Genomic DNA, 23,132 nt, shown 5'->3' with positions numbered 1-23,132 from the left:
TTAGGTCTATAATGGCAGCTAAGAAAGGCGTCAAGAGGAAGGAACCTATCCTCAAGAAAATTTCGCATACGGATATCATTCCTCAAAAAAAAGGTAATGGTCAGCTGCGAATCGAATACCTGATCAATGAGGCCACTGGTGAGGTTGTCACTTACAGCATGGCCTACATCAATGACTCAATCTGCTCCGTGGATAATGGCCGAGTCATCGGATTTGACAATGCACATGGCGAGCATCATAAACATGTCATGGGCCAATATATCCCCGTCGAGTTTGAGTCTTTTGCAAAAACCATGAAGCTGTTCGAAGACCAATGGCACCAACATCTGGCCAAGAGGAAAAGCAAATGAAGAAAATCATCAGGCACGAATCCCAAACGGATTTTTTCGCCCGTATGAATTCGCTTGCTCACCAGCTTGACCGTGGCGAGTCAGTAGACGCTTGCGAAAGTATCAGCTTTGAAGATGCTGATGAGATGAAAACGTACCAATCAGAACAGCATCGCCAGAAGGTGAAGGCATCTTTAAGCGTAATTCAGGGTGGCGGTGGAGAAAAACAGAAAACCAAGGGTGCGCTCAAGCTGGATTCGAAAGACTTCAAATTTCGTTCACTCGAGTTTCTTGACGCCTCTGTTTTTGAGCGCGTTGCTATGCAGGTATTAAAAGATTATACATTTGCATCAGCTCGCTTGAGAGGCGGCTTAATCGTTAAAGTCTCGCGTGTCGAGGCTGAAAAGACTCAGCCTAAATCACGACAGAAGTGAGTTTCCTCCTTATCAAGCCCACTCAAATGAGTGGGCTTTTTGTTACTTTAGATCGCTGGCAAAAATTACTGATGTGCTATCAGAATCAACATCAATAAATCCTCCCAAGCCGAATAATCTATTTACTGCTGCATCCTAGCTAGCTGCCTGCCACCGTGCCCTCCATCATCAAAGGGGGCCTCTCGGCACATGATCAGGCACGTCACCACGCTCTCGCTGCTCGCGTTAATCGCAAGTTGCACGACCCAAACGGCACAGACACCCAAGCCCGCTTTCGACAGCAGTCGCAATCCGGACATGTTGGCGCCAGACCTCTACCCTAGCGGCGCCGTACCTGAAAAAGAACCGGTAGTGCGCTATGGCCGCTACACCCTGGTCAGTACCTTGCCAGATTCTGGCCAACGTGACCTGATGGCCCAAATTATCGACATCAGCATCCCTGCCAACATGCACCCAAATGTGCACGATGCAATGCAATACGTGGTGGATCGATCAGGTTATACGCTTTGCTCGGCAGACACTGGGCACGTCAACATCCTTTACACCCGGCCACTGCCAGCAGCTCAGTACAAACTCGGCCCAATGACACTGCGCAACACCCTACAAGTGCTCGCGGGTCCGGCCTGGCAGGTGAAGGTCGACGAGGTCAACCGTCAGGTTTGCTACGTGCTACGCCCTGGTTATCAGCTCCCTGACTCTTCACGGCCTGCATCGACGCAGGTTGCTCAACTCAATGCCCACTCCACAGCTCAAACCGTTGCCGCAACCACAGTCAGCAATGATTCAGCCGGCCAAGTAGTAATCGCCGCTGTACCGCAAACAACGCCATTCACAAAGAACACGACGGTCTCTGCATCTGTAACCAATACATCCTCCTCCAAACCGATGCCCTCTCCTGCTGTGATCCCCAAGGAGGGCGCAACGAAACAAACGCCTGCCTTGCCGGCGCCCAGTTCTGCCTCGAGCAAGTCCAGTAGTTCGAGTACCAAGTCCGCTGCAGCGTCGACTCCCGCGACTCCAGCCATCGCTGCACCCATTACGGTTACTCCAGCTATTGCAGCCACCGCCGCGGCCAAGCCGCTGGCCCAGATATGGACGGCTTCAACTGGATCATCACTTCGTCAAACCGTAGAAGGCTGGGCTGAAAAAGCGCACTGGCGACTGATCTGGCAGACCGATGATCTTGATTACCCAATTGACGCACCACTTCGATTCGAGGGCAGCTTCGAAGAGGCCATAAGAGAAATTTTCCCGCTTTATGACTCGGCCCCACGGTCCTTTGTGGTCGACGGCAGTTCATCACAGATGCTGATTTACATTGCAGAGAGGAAAAAATGATGACTGCGCGTCTCTGGATCCGAGGCACAGCAATATCGCTCATTGTGGCTCTAGTGTGTTCCTGCTCTGTTCAGCGAGTGAATGAGTCAGCCAGTCGCGCAGAAAATGATGCGGCGACCGCCTCGCAATACAGCCGGTTTCTGAGAAATCAGCAGCAAGAGCCCGCGCGCGCTACGGTGGTGTTCAGCGACAAACCCTGGGTCTCAAAACAACCGATGGTTACCAAGCGTGGGTTACCGCTGACCATGGATTGCGACATCACCTATCGCCCTGCTTATAACGTTGGAATCGCAGAGATTGCGCGTTACATCACCAGCGAGTGCGGCGTTCCCGTCATCGTAGCGCCTGATGCCATCGATCCAAGCGTCCTTACCAGTGCAACACAAGGGAACCCAGGCCCAACCGCTCCCCCGAGTATGAATCAACCCGACAACCTGTCCAACTTCATGCCTGCTGGTGTTATTGGCAACGTGCCGGGCAATGCACGCTCCATGAATATGGTCGGACAAATTGCTCCCAGCACATTCCCTATCAAGTACAGCGGCAAGCTGTCAGGACTGCTTAATCAATCGACCGCTCAGTTAGGCTTAGCGTGGAGCTATTCCTCCGACGACCGCAGCGTGCATATCACTTACTTCGACACCAAGACGTTCGATGTTTGGGCGTTTGGCGATGACCAGGTCATTGAAAGCACGGTGAAGTCGGGCTTGCTGACCTCATCTGGCAGTGGGAGCTCAGGTGGTGGTGGAGGATCTTCGTCATCAGGTGCGTCGGGTGAGTCCGGCAGTAACCAAAGCACCACTGTCTCAATCAAAACATCACTGATCGGGGATATCGAAAAGAACGTCAAGGCAATGCTAAGCCAGCAACCACCAGGTCGGATGTTCCTTTCTCGATCCACTGGCACCTTGACGGTGAGTGATCGTCCAGAGGTTCTTTCCAACGTTTCGAAATACTTGAACTCGATCAACCGCAGCATCACCCGCCAGGTTCTGTTCAACGTCAAAGTCTTTGAGGTGACCCTCTCTGACAAGGATCAAACAGGCCTGGATTGGTCGGCGGTTTACACCAATCTGAGCAGCAAGTGGGGCTTTTCCCTAAAAAATGCCACCACTGGAGTTAGCACCAATGCGGTCTCGAGCTCGTTCAATGTTTTAGATACTTCAAACTCTCCCTGGGCTGGTTCCAATCTGATTATTAAAGCCCTTTCCGAACAGTACCGCGTCTCAAATGTCCGGTCGCCCTCGGTCACAACTTTGAATTTACAGCCTGCCCCTATCCAGGTCGGGAACGTGCAAAGCTATATTGCATCGAGTTCCACAACCACAACGGCCTCCGTCGGATCGTCTACATCACTGACTCCCGCGACTATCACCAGCGGGTTCAACATGATGTTACTACCTCGAATTATCGACCAGGACAACCTGCTGCTGATGATCACTTTGAGCATGAGCAGCAGACCCACCTTCACCCCCTTCACCAGCAACGGCTCCAGCGTTCAGACAGTCGATTACGACACCAGGAACCTCTCTCCCAAAGTTCGACTACGCAGCGGTCAAACACTGGTGTTGACTGGTTTCGAGGAGAACAGCGAAAACGCAACCAAGTCTGGTGTAGGTGACCCAGGTTTCTTCGGTTTAGGTGGCAGTCGAATTCGCAGCACAGACCATAACGTGCTAGTCGTGCTGATTACTCCTGTTGTCGATAACGACTCCGCAAACCCTAGCACCCTGAATTTACCGGCTGCCAATGCCCCATGGGGTTCTTGCCCTAGCCCAGTACTGCATTGCGCAGGTTTTAAGGGGTAAGTCATGGTCTCGGAAGTGTCTAAAAGCCCGCGCTCTGCTCGCGTCCAGGTACTGCAGCACAGAGGAAAATCTTTCGTCACAGGCCTGCGCTGGCATCCGCTGGGCAGCGTCACAGGTCACATGAAGGAAGCACGTCAGTATGGCCGCGAACACCAACTGGACATTGTCGCGATTCGCAGAACACCTGCAATCATTCAGGCAGGTTTTGTGGCGCACAGCGACAGCGTCACCAAGGGCATGTATTCGCTTGCTGCGACTCTGGCTGGACAGTTGGGTGATTCGTGGATTGCGGCCTGGCAGACGGCCCCGGATCTTGACCAGTACGCTTTGGTTGCAGTGTACCAAGGTGGTGTGATTTCAGGCTGTGACATGATCGGTACAGGCGCCGAAGTGCGGCGCAGGGTCGTGCAACAACGCAGTCGCGGCATTCAATTCAGCCATGAGTACCTCCCTCCAGAGTTTGAGATGGGCGGGCATCCTCTGGACGTCGAGGATCTGCTCCAGCCCGAGAAACTCAAACGTGAATATCGACTTCGACCGCTCGTATTTGGGCTCTCCAAGACCGAGCTGGTGCAGCTCTCGATTCTTGCAGCGCTGATCGCAGTCGGCGTCATTGGCTGGGCGCAATGGCAGAGCCATCAGGAGCAAATAGCCAAGGAGGCAGCGTTCCAGGCTGAACAACAACGTCTAGCCGAGTTGGCCAGGCTGCAAAAAGAATCGGGTGTGGAGCAACCTCCCCAAGCGCTTGAACATCCCTGGGCCAAACGTCCCTCTGTTAAAGATTTCTTAGGTGGTTGTAGCAGCGGTATTTATCAATCGCCACTATCCATTAAGGGATGGATGTTCACGAGTGCCGTGTGCGATGGCGCACAGGTCCTGTCCTCTTACACACGCTCGGGCAATAGCACGGCCGACGAACTGATACAGGCCACTCAAGGCCACTATTCTGATAGGCCGGCGTTCTTTGACGAGGGTAATTCGGCCACGTTGAAGCTCGACATTTCCTTACCTGCCGCTGGTGATGAACCGCTTGAAGAAGCGATCGTAATGCTGGCAAACCTATCGTCTTGGCTGCATAGCTTCATGCAGACCCCCACCCTGAAAGAGATGCCGGTTGTTGTGCCCGTTAAACCAGCCATTCCTGGTCAGCCTGCACCACCGCCGCCGCCACCTCCTCAATGGAAGCTATTCGAACTGCGTTACACCTCCGGGCTTACCCCACTGGACTCTTTATCCGGTGCGCCCAGTCAAGGCCTACGCCTGCGTGAAATCAAAACCCAATATCAGGCTGGCCACCTTGTCTGGTCAGTAATAGGTGACCTCTATGCGAAATAAGACGTTGCGCTTGTGGTGTTCAATCCTTGCCTTCGGAGCCCCCATTTGTTGGGCGAGCGAAAACACGCCATCCGGGGTAAACGTCGGCGAGTTGGCCATCATTCAAAGCCAGACGATTCTGTTGAACGCAAAGGCCGAGAAGGCCAAAGCCGAAAGATCCATCAACGGCGAAGACCAAACTGCGACGGCGCAGCCTTCGCCAATGATTTTTTCTCAAGGCTACCTCACGCCTCCGACTTCTGCCTCGGCCCGCAGCGCTGACTCACAGCCTGAGTTGCCTGTTGTAAAAGCCGTCTTCGGCTCAGCAAAGCGTCTACGCGCCACCCTTCTCTACAGCGGTGGGGTTGAGATTGACGCTGATACCTCCTCCAGGGAATTGCCTGGGGGTTACCGAGTGGCAATCCTCACCTTCGACAACGTGACGCTTGAGCGAAGCGGTAAGCGCTATCCCCTCGGTTTTTCCAATACTCCTCCAGTCGTCCCAGGCAACGCCAATAACCCCGCAGTCAGCAACACCGCGTCGGCCCCTGTGCTGCCTGGCTTAATCCCTGGCCAACGCTGAGAGACCAATGCTATGACGATCCCGACCGAAAATCCCCAGGCAACGGAAGTAGGCTCCGACGAGCCTGCTGTGGAAATTCTGATTTCGCACAAAAAGTTGCTGACCGCTACTGGAGGACCGTTTGAACTGAAACCCGAGTTGCGTCAACTGTGTGCGCTGACCAGCGATGGGATTCTGTTTGTGTCTGCCCAACATCAAACGGATGCCTATGTCATGGCATTCGAGGATCAGTTGGAACACGAAAATCATCCTTTCGAAGTCAAGGTCTGCTCCATGAGCACGATCAAGGCTCTGTACCAAGCGAATGAGGATGTAAATGGTAAAACCCTGTCCACCGATACAAAACGCCAAGCCCAGGTAGTACAACTGCTGGGAGAGGCCCACCGGCGCAATGCGAGCGACGTTCATTTTGTCGTTGGCCACGACATCACTCGAGTTTTTTTTCGCATACACGGACTTTTGTGGGAGGCAGAGCAGCATCAGAGCCAGGTGGGCATGGAGCTCTGCTCATCCCTCTACAACAGCATGTGCGATGTAGCTAAGGACCACTATCAGCCGCAGGTGAGCCAGGACGCCAGGGTGAAACGAGCCTATGTCGAACAGCTTGGTCTGTTCGGCGCCCGGGTTGCCACCCGGCCGCTGGTTGACGGCCCCCTGATGGTTCTGCGTCTGCTGTACGACGACAAAACCAAAATGACATTTGAGGAGCTCGGTTTTCTTCCCCAGCAGATCGAGGCATTCAGCCGCATCCGAAGTTTGCCTTATGGGGTGAACCTGATTACTGGCCCCACAGGTTCCGGGAAGTCCAAGTCCCAACAAGTCAACCTCAACCTACTGCATGAAGAATGTGGTGGCACCAAACACATTTTGACCATGGAAGATCCGCCTGAATATCCAATCATGGCCAACCAGTCGCCATTGGGCCCTGGTGAAACCTGGAACGCAGGTATCACCAACACCATGCGGCTGGACCCCGACATTCTGATGTACGGGGAAATCCGGGATCTTGAATCAGCCCAAGCGGCGTTCCGTGGCGGAATGACCGGTCACTTGGTACTTTCGACACTGCACACCAACAATGCCGTAGCCGGCCTGCAGCGTCTGATCGACATGGGGGTGGATCGCTACCTGGTCACTGACCCGGCCTTGATGACCAGCGTCGTGAATCAGTCTTTGCTGCCTGAGCTATGCCACCACTGCCGCATACCTGCATCTGCACATCTGGACCAGCTCAGCGCTGCGCTGACGCGGCGCTTGCACGACCTGCAGGCGATCGAGCTGATTTACCTGAAAGGCCCCGGGTGCCCACACTGCAAAGGCTTAGGCGTCGTTAGCCGCACCGCAGTTGCTGAAACACTCCTTACCGACCTCAAATTTATGCAGGTTTTCAATAAGCAAGGTGCGAGTGCAGCACGTCGCCACTGGGTCAAGGAAATGGGCGGCATCACCAAAACCGCCCACACCATCATGAAACTCAAGCAAGGCCTGGTAGATCCGCGCCACGCGGAAATGATGGTAGGCCCACTGGACTTTGATCGACAAACCTTGGAGCTCTCTCATGATAAGTGACGTCAGGGGGATGCTGAATCGTTGGGCAGAAGTCTTCTATGCCAAGCAGTTCGGCAAAAACGAGCGAATCCAATTCTATGAGAGCCTGATGGGCATCCTTGAGGATGGTGTGTCACTTGAGGACGCGCTGCACACGGTCGCCAGAGCTTTCAGCGATAACGGTCAGAAATTGCACCCCGTATCTCTAGCCTGCAGAGACATCGCGCAATCTGTAAAAGATGGGAAATCCCTTAGCATATCCTGCGAAGGCTGGGTTCCGTACGACGAGAACTCACTGATCGCCTCCGGTGAAGACACGGGCAACCTGGTGCAGGCTTGTCGTGACTGCGTGAGGATCATTGAAGTACGCCAACGGATCAGCAAACTCGTAGCCTCGGCCACCGTGTTCCCATCCGTTGTGTGGAGCGTCATGGCGGCGCTGCTATATGTGATCGCCGTGTGGATGGTGCCCTCCATGACACGTCGGTCTAACCCCGAAGCTTGGACGGGTGTACCGGCGTTCCTCTACGCCCTATCGAATTTCGTGACCCACTACGGTCTGGTGACCTTGATCGCGGTCGTCATCTTCATCTTCGTATCGATCATCACCCTTCCGGTGTTTTGCGGGCTTCAGATCACGGCCGCCAGCCCGTCATGGAAGCTGCAGTTGAACAAGTTGCTCCAGGTCTTGAGAGTCCGAGCAGAGCGCCTTCCCCCTTGGTCGGTCTACAAGGCACTTCACGGTTCCATCTTTTTGCTCAACATGGCCGTGATGTTGCGCTCCGGCATCAACCAGCTCGATGCACTCACCTCTCTTCAGCGCAATGCTTCTCCCTGGCTGAAGGAGCGGCTGACGGCCATTCATTACGGCGTCAGCGCCGGCAAAAACTTCGGTACTGCGCTGAAGCTTGCGGGTCATCAATTTCCAGACCCCATGGCCATGCACTTTCTGGAAGTACTTGCCATACGCAAAGGTTTCGCCGAGTCGATGGAACGGTTTTCCAACCGCTGGCTGGAGCAAACCCTCCAGCGAGTCGAGGCTATCGCCAAGTCTCTCATCGGAGTGTCCTCCATGGCCATGGGGGTCATGATGATTCTGGTGGTGATCGGGATCTTCCAGCTGGCCGGCACTGTGACTGAAACGCTTTAACCCAAACTCAAATGAGGTACTGAAAATGCCAAAAAATATTCGCCAAAACCAAAGAGGTTTCCTTTCCCTGGACGGAATGTTCTGGCTGATGCTGATTGCGGTGGCGCTCGGCTTCATCGTCTTTATGGGGTACAGAACGTTCGGCAGCTCGGACGTCACCATCGAACAGAGCAACCTCGGTACGTTGCTCAGCAATACCAAAAGACTGAAAAGTACTACGGGTTACGCCACTGCCGGCACCAACCTGGCGCCCTCCTTAATCAACCTCGAAGCTACCGGCGGCATGAGCATCAACGGCAATGCCCTGTCCAACCGCTGGAACGGTGCTGTGACCGTAGTGAGCAACGGCATGACCTTTACGATCACCGAATCCAACCTCCCGAAAAATGCCTGTATCACCCTCGCCTCAAATATGGCCAAGGACAAACAGACGACGACGGCAATCAACGGTGGTACTGCCATTGCTGGAGAAATCACTGCAGTGGCAGCGGCTACAAGTTGCTCATCGGACGCCAATACCATTGCCTGGACTTCGTATTAAGGAGCCCTGTGTGAGCGTGATCTCCGATGCTGAATTCGTCGACCTGTACCTAGGCGAGGGATTTGCCGATGCCAAAGGTCTTCCTGGGCATGCGCGAAGAGTTGAAGCACCAGTCGAATGGCGTGCGGACCTCGAGCGCTTGCGGCTGCAGTGTCAGGAAAAGCACGCTGCTACTCAGGATCCTGAATTCGCTTTGATTGAAGATGGCGTAGTCCTACGCGTAACCCAACTACTGGATTTGAACGGTAAACCAGTATTCGTCCTGAGCAAGTCATCGGTTCAGATCCGACCATTGGACATGCTAGGCCTGCCAGATTATCTGCAGGATGCATTGATGAGCGACTCTGTACGCGGCCTGATCTTCATCTGCGGAGAAATGGGCACAGGAAAGACTTCAAGCGCGGCCTCCCTTGTAAAGGCTCGCCTTGAGGCCTGGGGTGGAATTTGTGTGGCTGTAGAGGATCCCCCAGAACCCTATCTGAATGGTCGACACGGTGAAGGGCGCTGTATTCAAGTTCCAGTTTCTCGCCGTATGGGAGGCTACGAGGAGGCGTTGATCTTGGCGCTGCGCACGAGAGCTGACTTGCTGTTTGTCGGGGAAATTCGCGACAGCTCGACCGCGGCTCAAGTCATCCAGGCATCAATAAATGGTCATCTTATTATTTGTACAGGCCATGCTGGCAGCGTCACTCAAGGCATTGAAAGAATCTCGGCCTTGGCCCAGCCCTTGCTGAATAACGCCCGAGAGTTGCTTTCCAAAGGCCTAGTAGCGGTCATTCACCAGTCTCTGTCTATGGGGACTGATGGGAGCCGTCGACTTACGTTGCAGAGTCTGCTTTTCACTGACCCTGACGGACCGGGCATTCGAGAAAAAGTCCATGCAGGGAAGATCACCCTACTCGAACAAGACATCGCTCACCAATCCTCTAGGAGCCTCTGGAATGACCAGTAAAAACAAACAGCGGGGGTTCTTGAGCCTGGATATGGCAATCGGATTGATCGTGTTTTCCGTCGTCGTCACCTTGGCGACAATATGGCAAATCAGGCAAATGGACGGTCAGGATTACCGCATTGCCGCAGATCAACAGAGAACCATCTCTGAAGCAGTGGCAAAATACATGAAGGACAATTTCAATGCCTTATTGAACAACGCTACAGCGACCGTACCAGCGCAAATTACCGTTCCGATGCTGATCAACACCAGCTATCTTCCTGCAGGTTTTAGCTCCACCAATACCTTCGGGCAGACCATTCTCGGCCTGGCCCGGAAGCCTAATCCCAACCAACTGGAGGTGATCGTCGTCACCACAGGTGGGCAAACAATCCCAGAAATGGGCATTCGTGTCATCGCTGAAAATCTAGGCGGACCTGGTGGTTTCATTTCTTCAACCAACCCTAACATCGTTCAGGGTGTACGCGGGGGATGGCAGGTAGCGCTAAGTAATTACTCTATCAACCCTGGTCCAGGTCATACCGCTAGCGCATTGTTCCTGATGGATGGACAACTCGCCAATGACTACCTATATCGCAACGCGGTGCCGGGACATCCCGAGCTCAACACCATGAACACCGACCTCAGTTTAGGCGGCCACAATATCAACAATGCGGCTGCAATTACGGCTACCGGCAATGTGACCACAGGCGCTGACGTCAATGCTCGAAATGTGACAGCGACGAACACTGTATCCGCAGCAACTGCGAACGTCACTGGCGAGACCTACACAGGGGGCTGGTTCAGAACTCGAGGTGATACTGGCTGGTACAGCGAGAAATGGGGTGGAGGCATCTACCAGTCCGATTCTGACTGGGTGCGTGTCTATAACAACAAAGGGCTCTCTACAGGTGGGACAGTTGCTGCTGGACAGGTCACCTCGACCGGCACCATTAGTGCCAACGGCCGTCTCTCGACCAATGAATTTCTATCGATCGGTGGCCAAGCGACAGAGGGAGCAGCGTGCAATGACAACAGGCTCATGGCAAAAAATGCGGCGGGCATCCCACTTTCGTGCCAATCCGGGGTGTGGACTATCACCGGGGCAAAATTCAAAAACTACATCTCCGGCGCCTGCCAGGGTTACGGCGGATGGAATCCAAACGTTTGTGCTATTGCTGACTCAACTTGGACTATATGTACTCTCTCTGGTGCTGCGGCCGTGGGTCAAGACGAGTCCGGTCAAGTGTATCGGGACGGAGCTGGGAACTGGTTTCTTTACGCGGTCAGAGCTGGTTGGGCTGGGGTATTTTATTGGCAGTGCCTAAAATAGTGTTTGCACGAATACTTTTGCGTTTTGTTTGTTGATATTCATTCATATGCGATGAGATCTGGTCGTAAAACCAATTTTCCTATGCTGCTGACAGGTACTTGCTTGATGGACCACCTTGAGAATGGCACTGAATATAATGATCATCAGCTGCAAGCATGGCTAAATTCTAGAAGCCGGATTTGCTCAAGCGCATTATGGGCTCCGGCCCTTAAGGGCTTAGAAGCCTTCGAGGTAGGAGATCACACCTATCGCCTTACCCCATTAGGATCAGGACGATATAGAGTTATATGCGTAAAAACCTCTGATATTATTTCAGCAGCCCACAAAGTAAGAAAGACCACTTCCTTTGCAGATCGACGCCCTTTAAAACTTACAGCAATAATTGTAACCACCTGCATTATATTATATTACTCTTTACTTTTAGCTCGGCAAATACGAGCTTAGCTTTCGAACTCTGAGGGCCTGACTATTATCGTCAGCCGACTAGAGTCCGAAGCAGCAAAATCTGTTGTAGCCCGACCTCGTATTTTCCCAAGACGATCTGGTTGAGCTTCGGTGACAATTACGTCTGACACTCTTGAGGCTCAGTCATGTCGCTAAATTGGGCAGTTCTCACAATCCTGCTGATCGCTGTGGGTTTGTTCAATCAACAGCAAAAGCAATCCGAACAAATCACAGACTATGCGACCCTCGACTCTCTGAGTCGCAATTTGCTCGTCTATAGATCCGCAGCAGCTGAGTATGCGAAGGCAAACGCCGGGTATACAGGGACGCCGGCTGATGAAGCACTCAACCTGCCAGCATGGTTTTCAAAACCTCCAGGGGTTATGACCTACATATCTGCGGGACAAAGCTATACCTACTTTGCGGGTACGGCACCTCCAGGATTACCTGCAGCTTTGGTGGAGCGAACCCAGTCGATCACAGTAGGAGTGAACCGAGCAGGAGTGTTGATTTCGCCCAGGTCGGGAAAAACAGACATCATTCTCCCCAACGTCATTCCTGAAGGCGCAGCCGTGGCAGTCAACTGACTTGATTAGCGTCTTTGTATCCGGTGCGAGGTTGCATATACCTCGGGCTCTCAACATAATGAACGCGACAAAGTTTCCACCCCGCTGGCTACTGGCGGTCATCAGTAGCGCCCGGTGATGCGGCGTGCCTCATCATCAACCCTAAAGCACGCATAGCTCCGGGAAGGGCGTGCGGACCTGATTCAAGGCTCTCCCTGTGTCTCCCTGTCCAAGCCAGACACGCAGCCGTCTAACTCGTGAATTGCGAGTTCATAGGCACATAGGGCTTTGTTGAGGTTCGAAGCACCGTAGTCTAAGGGCCACACTGGTGTTGTGGCCCATACTTTTTAAAGCTCACACAATGGGTAGCCTGATCGTCTTGCAAAGGATGATCAGGCTACCCATTGGTAGCCGCTTTTCCCTGCCGGTGGCCCGCCGGCGAAACGCAGGGCTCCTTTTGTGCGCGGATGCGTGCCTTATGTTTGCTGGCCTCAGCCACGATAATCGGCCAGGTGTAGGAAGTGAGACGTTTAGATCACAGCCCAGGGATCGATGACTTCTCAATCTCTCACAGGTGGTATTTTTTTCTGAAAGACGTGTCTTAACTACAACCGAGGGTGACTGTTGACCCAGCTACTCTCGGTAGCTTCTCCTGTTCAGTTAAATCTGCTTTTGCCTTCCCCCGAATTTTCCTTCCCGCTTGACACATCACTTCCCCCCTTCGATGATATGAGCGTGTTTTGCTGACGTTGTCAGCATCATGCCCAGGCAGTCAGGATCTTGAAGACTGCGATACGATTTTCGTGTCTGATCCGCCCAAGACCGCTGAGCTTCTGGTAGCGCGGTCGGTCGGCAACTGTCGATAGAAGCACCTTAAGCAACTCACCTCGCGGGGAATCACTTCCCCAACAGGGCCAGTGTGTTCTCCGCACTTAACCTGCAGGAGAATCACCATGTCCAAACTCGCTTACAGCTTGGGTTTCGCGATCGGCACTGTCACGCGTAGTTTCCTGCGCGCCATGAGAAAACCTAGCGCTGCCCCTACCGCTATCCATGCCAAAGCAGGTCCATTGCTTCCTCCACCTTGCGTACCCGATCGCCTGGTGCGTGAAATGGATCACCTGCCAGCATTAGCTCGTAAAGGTGTTGATCTGAACCATTGGTACGCGGCAAATACACGAGTGGTCGAAAAACCCGCTCGCCGGTCTCGTAAGAAACCCATTGCGCGATCACTGACATCTGCAACTTGCTAAGCCGCTTATCCTCTCCCCGTAGGAAGCCTTCCCGTTGGGAAGGCTTCATTGGAGTTTTTACGGGAGGGGCTTGACAAGCGGCATTCGTATTTTCATGATCTGCACATGTATCGCTGACGTTGTCAGCAACATGCCCAAGTAGTCTGGATCCGAGAGACTACGATGCGGTTTACCGCATTGATCCATTCCCAAGATCGCCATAGCTTCCGGCAGCGCGGTCAGTCGACTAAGTCGATGGAAGCACCTTCCCCCACCCATGACGGGCCTACCCCGTCAGGGCAGGCCTCTCAATTTTTTGGAGGTCTGATGAAAACCGAACTGGCTCTCTACCAAGCGCTGATCTCGATCAACGTATCGGAACAGAAAGCTAATGCTGTCATTGAGGCTTTGGAGACCGACATGCTCACGCTACTCGCCACTAAAGCTGATATCACTGCTATTCGTGCTGAAATCGCTCAGCTCGAAGTAAGACTCACCATTCGCATGGGTGTCATGTTGTCAGCCACCACTGGTGTGCTGATTGCTGCCATGAAACTCTTGCACTAAGCAAACTCCTTAGCTCTACCACCCTCGCGGGGAATACTTTCCCCCAAGGGCGAAGTGTTTCTCCGCTTTCTGTTATTTCGAAATTGGAGAATCATCATGAGCACTACTCAAACCAACGAAGCCAAATTCTTCGACCTTCACACCACTGGTATCGGTTACCTCAACCGTATCCGTGAAGTGAAACCTCGCGGCAAAGGTAAGCCATTCATGGCTGTCACCGTTGCGGCGCTGCGCGGTTCTACAGATGAAGCCGAGTACTCCTACATCGACTGCAACATTGTCGGCGCCGAAGCTGAAAAGCTGATTCGTCGCAGCCAAGCGGCCGTTGAAGCAGGAAAGAAGGTCCTTGTGAGCTTCCGTATCGGCGATATCTGGACCGATGCTTTTACCTATGAGAAAGGCGATAAAAAGGGTCAACCTGGAGCAAGCCTCAAAGGACGACTTTTGTTTATCGGCTGGATCAAGGTAGACGGGCAAACCGTTTATGAAGCCAAGCCTCGTGAAGTTGAAACAGTTGCTGAACAAGGCGAAGCGCAATCTGAAGCACCACTCGAAAGCGAAGAAGCAATCGAGCCAGTTGCGGAGGAACAACCGGAGCCAACGCCTGCTAAACGGCAGCGTAAGGCATCTTGATTCACTCTGTTGCAAGGCACCCTTCGGGTGCCTTTCATCATCCGAAGGGAACACCGCCCTTCTGGGTACGGTGATTCTCATACATTGGAGACTCACCATGATGAACACGTTATTTACACAAGCTCTTGACATACGCGTTGCTTATGCAAAAGCAGTGATCTTTGAAAATAAGATTGATCAGATTATCTATGTGATCGAGGCTCATATCCTAGGCGCCGACGCATACCGCGCCGGCCTGCCCAACGTACCCGAGTTGTTCAAGACCGTTCCCTCGCTCAATCGAGCTTGGGATAAGGGAGTACACGCGGCCATTAATGGCAGAGTTTGTTCACGCTTGACTGAAGAAGAAGGGTTCCTGATAGCAGAAGAAGTGCAGCTACTCGCGCTTGGGCCTGACGAGGAGTGTCGAATGCTGCCTGACGGCAGTTCAGATCAAGTCTTGTTGGACGTGAGACTTGACCGAAATGAATCGTCACCTGGCGTTTTCTCCCTCGACTTCCGAGTCCAAGAGATACACATTTCTTGCCCATGTGACGACGAGTACTGACAGGATACAAAGCCTAAATCACCGTCTTAATACCCTATACACACCCAACGGGAAACCACCTCCCGTATGGGCCAGGTGGTTTTCACACCTGGAGTCGACCATGAAAAAACTTTCTCACCTAGTATCGCCTGATTTGCTCAAGCTACCGGTCGTGTTGACCCCTAGGGCCTGGCAAGAAGCGGTACATATTGAAAACCAACAGGATGCCTCTGTTATCAGTCAGCGACTGGGCGATGTTGTCCTGGAGGCCTACCGAGAGCTGCATTTGCAACCTGACAGCGACCTGATCCATTTCGGCCTCTATCGCCTGCTGCCTGACGGCAACAGCTCAGATCGAGTCTGGTTGGACTTGAAACTTGACCGAATTGAATCGCCACCTGGCGTTTTCTACCTCTACATCTCACTCAAAGAAGAAATGCACACTTCTTGCCCATAACCGCTTCGGCATTCACAGCACTCCCCCAAGCCCGACATTTGTCGGGCTTTTTTCATTCATAGCAGTGTGGAGCTGCACATGATCAACATCCCAGGCCAACTGGCCATCCGTACCATCAGCGGCCGTAACGGCGACTTCAACGTAGGACGACTTTCAACTTCAATCGGTGAGTTCGTCATCAAAGACGCGCTCCTCGATCAGTACAATGAGGGTAAATACCGAGGCGATTTCCTGATCACAGAAATTCGCCCTTCGTACTACTCGACATCGGGTCGGCTAGTCGTCGAGATTCGTGCAAAACTCGAAAGCATGAGCTTGGACGATGTGGATAAGTTGACAGCGGAAGACGCTGCCACGCTCTCTGCGAGTGAGCCCGACCCCATTGATGAAGAGACCTCTTCAGCGCCGCCAAGGCCTCTCCAACAACGTAAAAAGCTGGCGTCGCCCAAGGGAGCAAACGGCGCTGTCGAACCATCTGCAGCAGAGAATGCCCCCTTTGGGATGCCTCTGCCGAACATGACCAGCAGCGCAGAACAAGATGCGGACCTGTTCGGCACAATCTGGCCTCTGGGCGATACCGTCAAGCTTGACACCACCGTTGATCGTCACCGCTTACGTCAGCAATGCACTCGCTTGGGCGAGCTCGGCTACGTGCTGGATTTCAAACTACAAGTCTGGACGATCTCCAATTTCTGATTGTTTCAACACCCACCCTTGAGGGGCTCCCTCATGGGCGCTCCTTCGCATTTACGGAGCACTATATGAACCCAATTTTCAGCAACCTGACCGCTGCAGTTCTGAACAATATCGACGATCAACTTGCCAACAACGAAGTATCGACGGATGAGGAACTGTGGGATTTCTTCATAGAAGAGCTCGACATGACGGCTGAACAAGCTGATGCCGCCGTGGCACTCCGCTCCCAGTACCTGGGAAAAATCTTTCTGACTGGGCACAGCCCTCTGTTTCATAACGACACGGTTTCGTTCGACCCGAACGATAAAACGTTCAAATCGGACGGAGAGCTGTTTCCCAAGCAATAACACTCACTGATAACACCCCCGAGGGGCTCACCGCCCCTCCGGGCGGGTTCCCTCTTCATAATGGAGGTTCCCATGCCCAGCCCTACCCCGCTCTTCCCAATCGAGGAGTGCAATGACCTATTCGTCGACGCTTGCGCGTGTGACGAGCAACGCAACTTGGTGTTTCTCTCTGCATGGGGCCGTGACACGGCACTGCAGGAGTTCATGGCCAGGCTGACCCTCGGCGCTGCCGAGGATGGTCTGAGTCAGTTTCACCTTGTTGTGGACGGTCGAAGTCTCCCCGTCTTTCCCAACATCGATCTGCTGGAAAAACGCACCACGCGTCAAATGCGCGGGACTTTGTTCGGCAGCTTGATTCACCTCTGGTTGTTCGACCGACGCTGCGTGCAGCCGGATCGAGCCAACCACTTCGCCTACGCCCTTCTTGAGAACGGGCAGTCACCTCATCAAAGGCTTTGGCCGTTGATCCAGGACACCTGCCCTTTACCACTGCTGCCACATTGGCAGAAGCCGGTGATGGACTGGCTCACCCAACACGACATGTTGCAGCTCTTGCCCGGAACATCCGGCGCTGTCGCGGCATGGCGTTTGTCGTTGCAACTCGACGTCCTCGAACCTGCTTTAGGCGATCTCATTCGCCAAGGGCAACTCTCAACCCACGCTCAGTTTTGAGCCTTGATTCAGGAGCCTCATCATGGCCTTGATGTTCCCACGCTTGGCGCGCAACTTCGCTCGCAATGGCTACTACCCCACTGACGAAATAACGCTGGAACGGACCCTGCAGGCGTTGGCACCCTCTCCCACTGGCAAGATGCGGATCTTTGATCCCTGTGCTGGTGAGGGTGTTGCGCTGGCTGAAACGGCTCATGCGCTCGGACGTGACCGCGTAGAGACTTACGCAGTCGAGTACGACCAGGAACGTGCCAATCACTGCAAGAAACTGCTGGATCGCGTGCTGCATAGCGATCTGATGGACACCATGATCAGCCGCCAAGCCTTTGGCCTGCTCTGGCTCAACCCGCCCTACGGTGACTTGGTCGCTGACCATGCAGGTGCGTCACAGTACCAAGGTAACGGCCGTCGGCGCCTGGAGAAGATGTTCTATCAACGGGCGCTTCCACTGCTGCAGTACGGTGGGGTCATGGTGCTGATTGTTCCGCACTACGTGCTGGACGATGAGCTATGCGGATGGTTGTGCAACCACTTCACTGAACTGCGGATCTACAATGCCGCTGATCCAACCTTCAAACAGGTGGTGATCTACGGTGTTCGTATTCGCCGCCAGGACCTGGCTCGACCGCAAGAGGTCAAATACGTACGCGCACGCCTCCAGGCAATTGGCGCCGGCACATTGAGTGCGGAAGCGTTACCAACGAGTTGGCCATGGGAGCCCTACAGGGTTCTCCCGACATCCACTGAGCTGGAACACTTCTACCGTATCAGCCTTGAACCTGAACAGCTCAGCGATGAGGTCAAACGCCTTCGTGGCATGTGGCCGGACTTCACACTGCATTTTGGTCAAAGCGGCGCTCAGCCACGACCTCCCGTAAGGGAACTCTCGCGTTGGCACTTGGCGTTGGCCTTGGCTGCCGGCGCGATATCCGGCGTGGTGACATCCAAAACCGGTCGCGTATTGGCACTCAAGGGCGACACCTACAAAGATAAGGTCCGCAAGACCGAGTTCACCGAAGACCAGGACGGCAACGTCTCAGAGGTAAGGATCCTGACAGATCGTTTCGTACCCATTATTCGGGCATGGGACATGACGCCAGGCTCCACCAACTTCGGCAAGGTGATCACCATCAGTTCATCGGCGGATCCACAGACTGGGCCTGAAGAACCAGAAGCTACTCCCACTCCTAACCAAGCACCGCGGATGATATTTGAACCCGGACGCTTAGTGATGACCCACTCGGTGCAATACCTAGTAGAGCAAGGACATCTCGACCCTAGCCTTTACTTACGACGCCATTTCTCGGGTGACTGGGGAGAACTGCCCGATGAAGACTGGACCAGCAATCAGCGCGCACTGACTACCGGGGAGCGATTGTTTTCCAGCTACAACGTCGATGCCGGCGATGAAACACGGTTGTGGATCATCACGGAAGCGGACCGGAGCAGCACGACCGTGTTGCTGCCATCGGACTACTGACACTTATAAGGTATTTCCTTAACAGACCCCAGGGTATTCACCATACCCGTCGGGGTGTCGTGCATGCCCTGTTTCATTCCTTACGGAGAAACAAACATGAACGACCTATCACACACCGCATGCCCACCTTTGACCATCAGTTTGACCGAATTCATCGACGAGTTCGGTGATGAGTTGCTGGATTCACTCAACCGCTCTAACCCACCGGTTTACGCTGGCAACATCAACGAAATCCGGCAACGGATCATGAACACGCTCAAACGCCAACCGTTCCCGGCGCAAGCCGAGGTTGTCCAGGCCGTAACCGCACTGCTGCTGGACCACAACGAGCAGGCCGCTGTCATCAACGCCGAAATGGGCACAGGTAAAACCATGATGGCCATTGCTGTTGCGGCCGTGATGCACGGCGCTGGCTACCGCCGCACCCTGGTCGTATCACCTCCTCACCTGGTCTATAAATGGCGGCGAGAGATTCTTGAAACCATCCCAGATGCTCGGGTTTGGGTGCTCAACGGCCCCGATACCCTAGTCAAACTGCTCAAGCTGCGTGATCAACTGGGAGATCCCTACGATGGTCGGCAAGAGTTCTTCATCCTAGGGCGCGTGCGCATGCGGATGGGGTTTCACTGGCGTCCCGCGTGCTGGTCACGTCGCTCAGCCGGCGGACACCGCTTTGCAGGCTGCCCAGATTGCGGCCGTCTTCTGGAGGATCTAGAAGGCAACAGGATCACTGTCGAAGAGTTTCACCGAGAGGAACGCCGTCAAAGCTGCCCTCACTGTCATGGCCAACTCTGGACGCTGATGCGTCCAGGCAAGGCCGAAAACGGAACACGTCGAGCAACCATACTGAAGTCGATGTGCCGAATTCCGACCATCGGCCCAATACGTGCAGACAGATTGCTGAATGACTTCGGGGAGGATTTTCTCGCCTCGATGCTGATCGATAACGTCAGCGAATTCATCAATCTAATGGACGCCAAGGGCAACTTCATCTTCAGCGACCGGCAGGCCAAACGCATGGAGCGTGCCATGGCCAACATTGAGTTTGGCTTTGGTGAAGGCGGCTATCAACCTACGGAATTCATCAAACGCTACTTGCCTGATGGATATTTTGACCTGCTGGTGGTGGACGAAGGGCATGAGTACAAGAACAGCGGCTCTGCCCAGGGCCAAGCCATGGGAGTGCTGGCAGCAAAAGCACGTAAAACCGTGCTGCTGACGGGCACGCTCATGGGGGGCTATGCCGACGATCTGTTCTACCTTCTGTTTCGTATCCTTACCTGCCGCATGATCGAGGACGGTTACCGACCAAACTCACGCGGCAGCATGGCACCTGCAGCCATGTCGTTCATGCGTGATCATGGCGTGCTGAAGGATATTTACAGCGAGCGGGACAATCAGTCGCACAAAACCGCCAAGGGTAAAAAACTCTCAGTGCGTACAGTGAAAGCTCCGGGTTTCGGCCCGAAAGGTATTCACCGTTTCGTATTGCCGTTCACCGTCTTTTTGAAGCTCAAAGACATCGGTGGAAACATCTTGCCCGATTATCAGGAGGAACTGGTCGACGTACCCATGGCATTGGATCAGGGATCGGCTTACCAGAAGCTAGCCGGAACATTGGCTGTTGAACTTCGCCAGGCACTTGCTCGCCGGGATACCACACTTTTGGGTGTGGTACTCAACGTGCTGCTGGCATGGCCTGACTGCTGTTTCCGGCCGGAGGTGGTGAAACACCCCCGCTCCAAGGAAACACTGGCATTTGTTCCTTCGATTTTCGCAGACGATGAACTGATGCCGAAGGAGAAGGCGCTGTTGGACCTGTGCCTATCGGAGAAAGCAAAGAATCGGAAGGTTTTGGCTTACTCCGTGTACACCGGGACGAGAGACACCACCAGCAGACTCAAGCGGTTGTTGGAACAAGCAGGCTTAAAAGTGGCAGTCCTTAGAGCCTCGGTCGACACGTCCAGGCGCGAGGACTGGATCCTGGATCAGGTTGATCGCGGCGTCGACGTGCTGATCACCAACCCGGAGCTGGTAAAAACTGGACTGGATCTGCTCGACTTCCCGACCATTGCGTTCATGCAGACCGGGTATAACGTCTATACCCTTCAGCAGGCAGCACGGCGGTCATGGAGGATCGGGCAGAAACACCCGGTGCGGGTGGTGTTTTTTGGCTATGCGCAAAGCTCGCAGATTACCTGCTTGCAGTTGATGGCCAAAAAGATCGCGGTGGCTCAGAGCACGTCGGGAGACGTACCGGAGTCTGGTCTCGACTCTCTAAATCAGGATGGCGACTCCGTAGAAATGGCACTTGCTAGACAATTAATTGCTGTATGACCACAAGGCCACCTTCGGGGTGGCCATTTTTATGCCATCACTGTCACTGACCCAGAACCGGCATTCGGTCGGATCGAATTGACGTGGCATCAAGCAAACAGTTAACTGGCTATCCATACAGTTAAATTCAGGCCAGGTTATGAGCGCGACCCTTCTTGGTCCCATTTCCACAGGTGGCCATTCTCTACCGATGTATTCCAGCCAGGTCTCGGCCGGCTTTCCATCGCCGGCGGCCGACCACCTAGAAAAATTAATATCGCTGGATGAGCTTTTTGAGATCCGAGCGCCGCACGTGTACTTGGCGAAGATTTCGGGCGACAGCATGCAGGGAGCCGGCATTTTCAACGGTGACCTGGTGATCGTCGATCGAAGCAAAACGGCTCGCCATGGCGATATCGTAATTGCAGCCCTCAACACCGAGTCCGTTTGCAAGCGCCTTCACATGCGTGACGGCCAGGTAGTGTTGATGGCCGAAAACCCAAGATTCCCGCCCAGACACGTGATGGAAGGGGACGAGTTGGTGATATGGGGCGTGGTCAGCTACAGCGTGCGCGACCATGAGCATTCATCATGAGCGCCCTCGATCCTACCTTGCCGGTTTTCGCGCTCGTGGACTGCAACAGTTTCTATGCCAGCTGCGAGCGTGTTTTCCGGCCAGACCTGTCAAGCACGCCCATCGTCGTTCTGAGCAACAACGATGGTTGCGTCATTGCGCGCAGCTACGACGCCAAGCCCTTCGTTAAAATGGGCGCACCGTATTTTCAAATCAAGGACACGTTGCGGCGGCACGGGATCGTGGCGTTCAGCAGCAATTATGCGTTGTATGGTCAGCTTTCAGAACGCGTGATGACGCTGATCGAAGCCATGGTGTGTGGCAGTGAGGTCTATTCAATTGATGAGATTTTCTGCGACCTGACAGGCATGCCTGGCGACCTCACGGAATTCGGCCGAAAGATCCGTGCCAAAGTCCTAAAACACACCGGGATCCCCGTGGGTGTGGGCATTGCCCACACCAAAACCCTGGCGAAACTGGCCAACCACACCGCGAAACGGCTGCAGGCGCAAACTGGGGGCGTTGTGGATCTGTGCGACCCTTTCAAACGCGACTGGGTGTTGCGCAACACCGCTGTTGAGGAGGTATGGGGCATAGGTCGACGCATGACGGCGCACATGCAGGCCCTGGGCATTCACACGGCCATGGACCTGGCCAAGGCGGATCCTGTCTTGCTCGGCCGCAAATTCAGCGTTGTCCTGGAAAAAACCGTGCGTGAGCTGGCCGGCACGTCGTGCCTGGCGCTGGAGGAAGCGGCGCCGGCCAAGCAGGAGATCTGCTGCAGCAGAATGTTCGGCGTGCGCCTGGAGAAGATTGAGCCGATCAAAGAGGCGGTGGCCACCTATGCGCAGCGTGCGTCGGAAAAGCTCAGGGCCCAGCATTCGCTGTGCAAGAAGATCCGCGTCGGCATCCGCACCGGCATGTTTAACCCCGACGAAGCCCGCTACGCTAACGGCGTGCTGGTGGAGCTGCCTTACCCTACCAACGACGTGCGCTTGATCACCAAGGCCGCCACGCAGGCCGTGGAACGTCTTTTCCGCCCAGGGTTCCGATACAGCAAGGCTGAGGTGTTGCTGATGGATCTGCGTCAACCAGGTGAATTTACCGATGATCTATTTGCGCATACCCAGCCGGCTGCGGCCGACAAGGTGATGAGCGTCCTGGACGAAATCAACAACCGATGGGGACGCGGCACGCTGCGCGCCGCGGCTGTGCCAGCGGCGCCGGCCTGGGCAATGCGTCGGGAATTGAAAAGCCCGAGTTACACGACCAGGCTCGACCAGTTATGGACGGTAAATGCCAATTGAGGCGTC

General features: G+C 54.2%; 24 protein-coding genes. All 24 read left to right on the top strand.

Features of this window, described 5'->3' with window-relative positions; translation table 11 throughout:
- Positions 1-11 precede the first annotated feature (11 nt).
- The 24 genes from V3W40_RS28800 to umuC all read left to right on the top strand — a co-directional run bounded on the left by V3W40_RS28800 (position 12) and on the right by umuC (position 23,126).
- Entirely contained in the window at positions 12-350 is a 339-nt protein-coding gene (locus V3W40_RS28800) for a DUF6516 family protein (RefSeq protein WP_051421953.1), read from the top strand.
- Positions 347-763, top strand: a complete 417-nt coding sequence (locus tag V3W40_RS28795) for a hypothetical protein (protein ID WP_033897285.1) — start codon at positions 347-349, stop codon at positions 761-763. Before V3W40_RS28800 ends, V3W40_RS28795 begins: the two co-directional genes overlap by 4 nt.
- 189 nt (positions 764-952) lie before the next feature.
- Positions 953-2,101 carry a PFGI-1 class ICE element type IV pilus protein PilL2 gene (gene pilL2 / locus V3W40_RS28790; RefSeq protein ID WP_074843813.1) on the top strand — a complete coding sequence of 383 codons (1,149 nt, stop codon included), beginning with the start codon at positions 953-955 and terminating at the stop codon, positions 2,099-2,101.
- Positions 2,101-3,909, top strand: coding sequence for a PilN family type IVB pilus formation outer membrane protein (gene pilN / locus V3W40_RS28785; RefSeq protein WP_033897287.1), 1,809 nt, complete (start codon positions 2,101-2,103; stop codon positions 3,907-3,909). The genes pilL2 and pilN overlap by 1 nt, the downstream gene beginning before the upstream one ends.
- A gap of 3 nt (positions 3,910-3,912) precedes the next feature.
- Positions 3,913-5,244 (top strand): type 4b pilus protein PilO2, encoded by a 1,332-nt coding sequence (gene pilO2, locus V3W40_RS28780; RefSeq protein WP_033897288.1) that lies wholly within the window; start codon positions 3,913-3,915, stop codon positions 5,242-5,244.
- Complete coding sequence (gene pilP / locus V3W40_RS28775; RefSeq protein ID WP_033897289.1) at positions 5,234-5,806, top strand: type IV pilus biogenesis protein PilP; 573 nt, start codon at positions 5,234-5,236, stop codon at positions 5,804-5,806. Before pilO2 ends, pilP begins: the two co-directional genes overlap by 11 nt.
- 12 nt (positions 5,807-5,818) lie before the next feature.
- Positions 5,819-7,375 carry a GspE/PulE family protein gene (locus V3W40_RS28770; protein ID WP_033897290.1) on the top strand — a complete coding sequence of 519 codons (1,557 nt, stop codon included), beginning with the start codon at positions 5,819-5,821 and terminating at the stop codon, positions 7,373-7,375.
- Positions 7,365-8,504, top strand: coding sequence for a type II secretion system F family protein (locus V3W40_RS28765; RefSeq protein ID WP_033897291.1), 1,140 nt, complete (start codon positions 7,365-7,367; stop codon positions 8,502-8,504). The genes V3W40_RS28770 and V3W40_RS28765 overlap by 11 nt, the downstream gene beginning before the upstream one ends.
- Positions 8,505-8,529: 25 nt before the next feature.
- Positions 8,530-9,045: a type 4 pilus major pilin gene (locus V3W40_RS28760; protein WP_033897292.1), complete on the top strand. Its 516-nt coding sequence runs from the start codon at positions 8,530-8,532 to the stop codon at positions 9,043-9,045.
- 10 nt (positions 9,046-9,055) lie between these two features.
- A complete protein-coding gene (locus V3W40_RS28755) occupies positions 9,056-9,997 on the top strand; it encodes an ATPase, T2SS/T4P/T4SS family (protein WP_027606787.1) in 942 nt (313 codons plus the stop codon).
- The gene (gene pilV, locus V3W40_RS28750; protein WP_033897293.1) at positions 9,987-11,309 is read left to right on the top strand and encodes a shufflon system plasmid conjugative transfer pilus tip adhesin PilV; all 1,323 of its coding nucleotides are present in this window, start codon (positions 9,987-9,989) and stop codon (positions 11,307-11,309) included. The genes V3W40_RS28755 and pilV overlap by 11 nt, the downstream gene beginning before the upstream one ends.
- Positions 11,310-11,899: 590 nt before the next feature.
- A complete protein-coding gene (pilM, locus tag V3W40_RS28745; protein ID WP_033897294.1) occupies positions 11,900-12,340 on the top strand; it encodes a type IV pilus biogenesis protein PilM in 441 nt (146 codons plus the stop codon).
- Between the two features lie 932 nt (positions 12,341-13,272).
- Complete coding sequence (locus V3W40_RS28740) at positions 13,273-13,572, top strand: hypothetical protein (protein WP_082461427.1); 300 nt, start codon at positions 13,273-13,275, stop codon at positions 13,570-13,572.
- 306 nt (positions 13,573-13,878) lie between these two features.
- Positions 13,879-14,118 carry a hypothetical protein gene (locus V3W40_RS28735; protein ID WP_033897295.1) on the top strand — a complete coding sequence of 80 codons (240 nt, stop codon included), beginning with the start codon at positions 13,879-13,881 and terminating at the stop codon, positions 14,116-14,118.
- A 96-nt stretch (positions 14,119-14,214) separates the two neighbouring features.
- Positions 14,215-14,751, top strand: coding sequence for an STY4534 family ICE replication protein (locus V3W40_RS28730; protein ID WP_074843790.1), 537 nt, complete (start codon positions 14,215-14,217; stop codon positions 14,749-14,751).
- A 97-nt stretch (positions 14,752-14,848) separates the two neighbouring features.
- Positions 14,849-15,298, top strand: a complete 450-nt coding sequence (locus tag V3W40_RS28725) for a hypothetical protein (RefSeq protein ID WP_159932932.1) — start codon at positions 14,849-14,851, stop codon at positions 15,296-15,298.
- A gap of 100 nt (positions 15,299-15,398) precedes the next feature.
- On the top strand, positions 15,399-15,734 hold the full coding sequence (locus V3W40_RS28720) for a hypothetical protein (protein ID WP_033902860.1): 336 nt from the start codon (positions 15,399-15,401) through the stop codon (positions 15,732-15,734).
- Between the two features lie 78 nt (positions 15,735-15,812).
- Positions 15,813-16,430, top strand: coding sequence for a DUF3275 family protein (locus V3W40_RS28715; protein WP_033902861.1), 618 nt, complete (start codon positions 15,813-15,815; stop codon positions 16,428-16,430).
- Between the two features lie 65 nt (positions 16,431-16,495).
- Positions 16,496-16,777, top strand: a complete 282-nt coding sequence (locus tag V3W40_RS28710; RefSeq protein WP_033902862.1) for a hypothetical protein — start codon at positions 16,496-16,498, stop codon at positions 16,775-16,777.
- Positions 16,778-16,849: 72 nt separating this feature from the next.
- A complete protein-coding gene (locus V3W40_RS28705; protein ID WP_033902863.1) occupies positions 16,850-17,449 on the top strand; it encodes a hypothetical protein in 600 nt (199 codons plus the stop codon).
- Between the two features lie 22 nt (positions 17,450-17,471).
- Complete coding sequence (locus V3W40_RS28700; protein WP_330216131.1) at positions 17,472-18,929, top strand: DUF6094 domain-containing protein; 1,458 nt, start codon at positions 17,472-17,474, stop codon at positions 18,927-18,929.
- Between the two features lie 96 nt (positions 18,930-19,025).
- Positions 19,026-21,266 (top strand): DEAD/DEAH box helicase family protein, encoded by a 2,241-nt coding sequence (locus V3W40_RS28695; protein WP_159932929.1) that lies wholly within the window; start codon positions 19,026-19,028, stop codon positions 21,264-21,266.
- A gap of 139 nt (positions 21,267-21,405) precedes the next feature.
- A complete protein-coding gene (locus V3W40_RS28690; protein WP_033901324.1) occupies positions 21,406-21,840 on the top strand; it encodes a LexA family protein in 435 nt (144 codons plus the stop codon).
- The gene (gene umuC / locus V3W40_RS28685; RefSeq protein WP_330216130.1) at positions 21,837-23,126 is read left to right on the top strand and encodes a translesion error-prone DNA polymerase V subunit UmuC; all 1,290 of its coding nucleotides are present in this window, start codon (positions 21,837-21,839) and stop codon (positions 23,124-23,126) included. Before V3W40_RS28690 ends, umuC begins: the two co-directional genes overlap by 4 nt.
- The last annotated feature ends 6 nt before the right edge of the window (positions 23,127-23,132 follow it).

It is taken from the genome of Pseudomonas sp. AM8 (assembly GCF_036346475.1).
GTDB classification, from domain to species: domain Bacteria; phylum Pseudomonadota; class Gammaproteobacteria; order Pseudomonadales; family Pseudomonadaceae; genus Aquipseudomonas; species Aquipseudomonas marginalis.
This window is presented reverse-complemented; position numbering and strand designations above follow the sequence as displayed.

Bases quoted from the DNA above. Each gene is read 5' to 3' on its own strand.
- V3W40_RS28800 (WP_051421953.1), top strand. From the start codon at position 12: ATGGCAGCTAAGAAAGGCGTCAAGAGGAAGGAACCTATCCTCAAGAAA.
- V3W40_RS28795 (WP_033897285.1), top strand. From the start codon at position 347: ATGAAGAAAATCATCAGGCACGAATCCCAAACGGATTTTTTCGCCCGT.
- pilL2 (WP_074843813.1), top strand. From the start codon at position 953: ATGATCAGGCACGTCACCACGCTCTCGCTGCTCGCGTTAATCGCAAGT.
- pilN (WP_033897287.1), top strand. From the start codon at position 2,101: ATGACTGCGCGTCTCTGGATCCGAGGCACAGCAATATCGCTCATTGTG.
- pilO2 (WP_033897288.1), top strand. From the start codon at position 3,913: ATGGTCTCGGAAGTGTCTAAAAGCCCGCGCTCTGCTCGCGTCCAGGTA.
- pilP (WP_033897289.1), top strand. From the start codon at position 5,234: ATGCGAAATAAGACGTTGCGCTTGTGGTGTTCAATCCTTGCCTTCGGA.
- V3W40_RS28770 (WP_033897290.1), top strand. From the start codon at position 5,819: ATGACGATCCCGACCGAAAATCCCCAGGCAACGGAAGTAGGCTCCGAC.
- V3W40_RS28765 (WP_033897291.1), top strand. From the start codon at position 7,365: ATGATAAGTGACGTCAGGGGGATGCTGAATCGTTGGGCAGAAGTCTTC.
- V3W40_RS28760 (WP_033897292.1), top strand. From the start codon at position 8,530: ATGCCAAAAAATATTCGCCAAAACCAAAGAGGTTTCCTTTCCCTGGAC.
- pilV (WP_033897293.1), top strand. From the start codon at position 9,987: ATGACCAGTAAAAACAAACAGCGGGGGTTCTTGAGCCTGGATATGGCA.
- pilM (WP_033897294.1), top strand. From the start codon at position 11,900: ATGTCGCTAAATTGGGCAGTTCTCACAATCCTGCTGATCGCTGTGGGT.
- V3W40_RS28740 (WP_082461427.1), top strand. From the start codon at position 13,273: ATGTCCAAACTCGCTTACAGCTTGGGTTTCGCGATCGGCACTGTCACG.
- V3W40_RS28735 (WP_033897295.1), top strand. From the start codon at position 13,879: ATGAAAACCGAACTGGCTCTCTACCAAGCGCTGATCTCGATCAACGTA.
- V3W40_RS28730 (WP_074843790.1), top strand. From the start codon at position 14,215: ATGAGCACTACTCAAACCAACGAAGCCAAATTCTTCGACCTTCACACC.
- V3W40_RS28725 (WP_159932932.1), top strand. From the start codon at position 14,849: ATGATGAACACGTTATTTACACAAGCTCTTGACATACGCGTTGCTTAT.
- V3W40_RS28720 (WP_033902860.1), top strand. From the start codon at position 15,399: ATGAAAAAACTTTCTCACCTAGTATCGCCTGATTTGCTCAAGCTACCG.
- V3W40_RS28715 (WP_033902861.1), top strand. From the start codon at position 15,813: ATGATCAACATCCCAGGCCAACTGGCCATCCGTACCATCAGCGGCCGT.
- V3W40_RS28710 (WP_033902862.1), top strand. From the start codon at position 16,496: ATGAACCCAATTTTCAGCAACCTGACCGCTGCAGTTCTGAACAATATC.
- V3W40_RS28705 (WP_033902863.1), top strand. From the start codon at position 16,850: ATGCCCAGCCCTACCCCGCTCTTCCCAATCGAGGAGTGCAATGACCTA.
- V3W40_RS28700 (WP_330216131.1), top strand. From the start codon at position 17,472: ATGGCCTTGATGTTCCCACGCTTGGCGCGCAACTTCGCTCGCAATGGC.
- V3W40_RS28695 (WP_159932929.1), top strand. From the start codon at position 19,026: ATGAACGACCTATCACACACCGCATGCCCACCTTTGACCATCAGTTTG.
- V3W40_RS28690 (WP_033901324.1), top strand. From the start codon at position 21,406: ATGAGCGCGACCCTTCTTGGTCCCATTTCCACAGGTGGCCATTCTCTA.
- umuC (WP_330216130.1), top strand. From the start codon at position 21,837: ATGAGCGCCCTCGATCCTACCTTGCCGGTTTTCGCGCTCGTGGACTGC.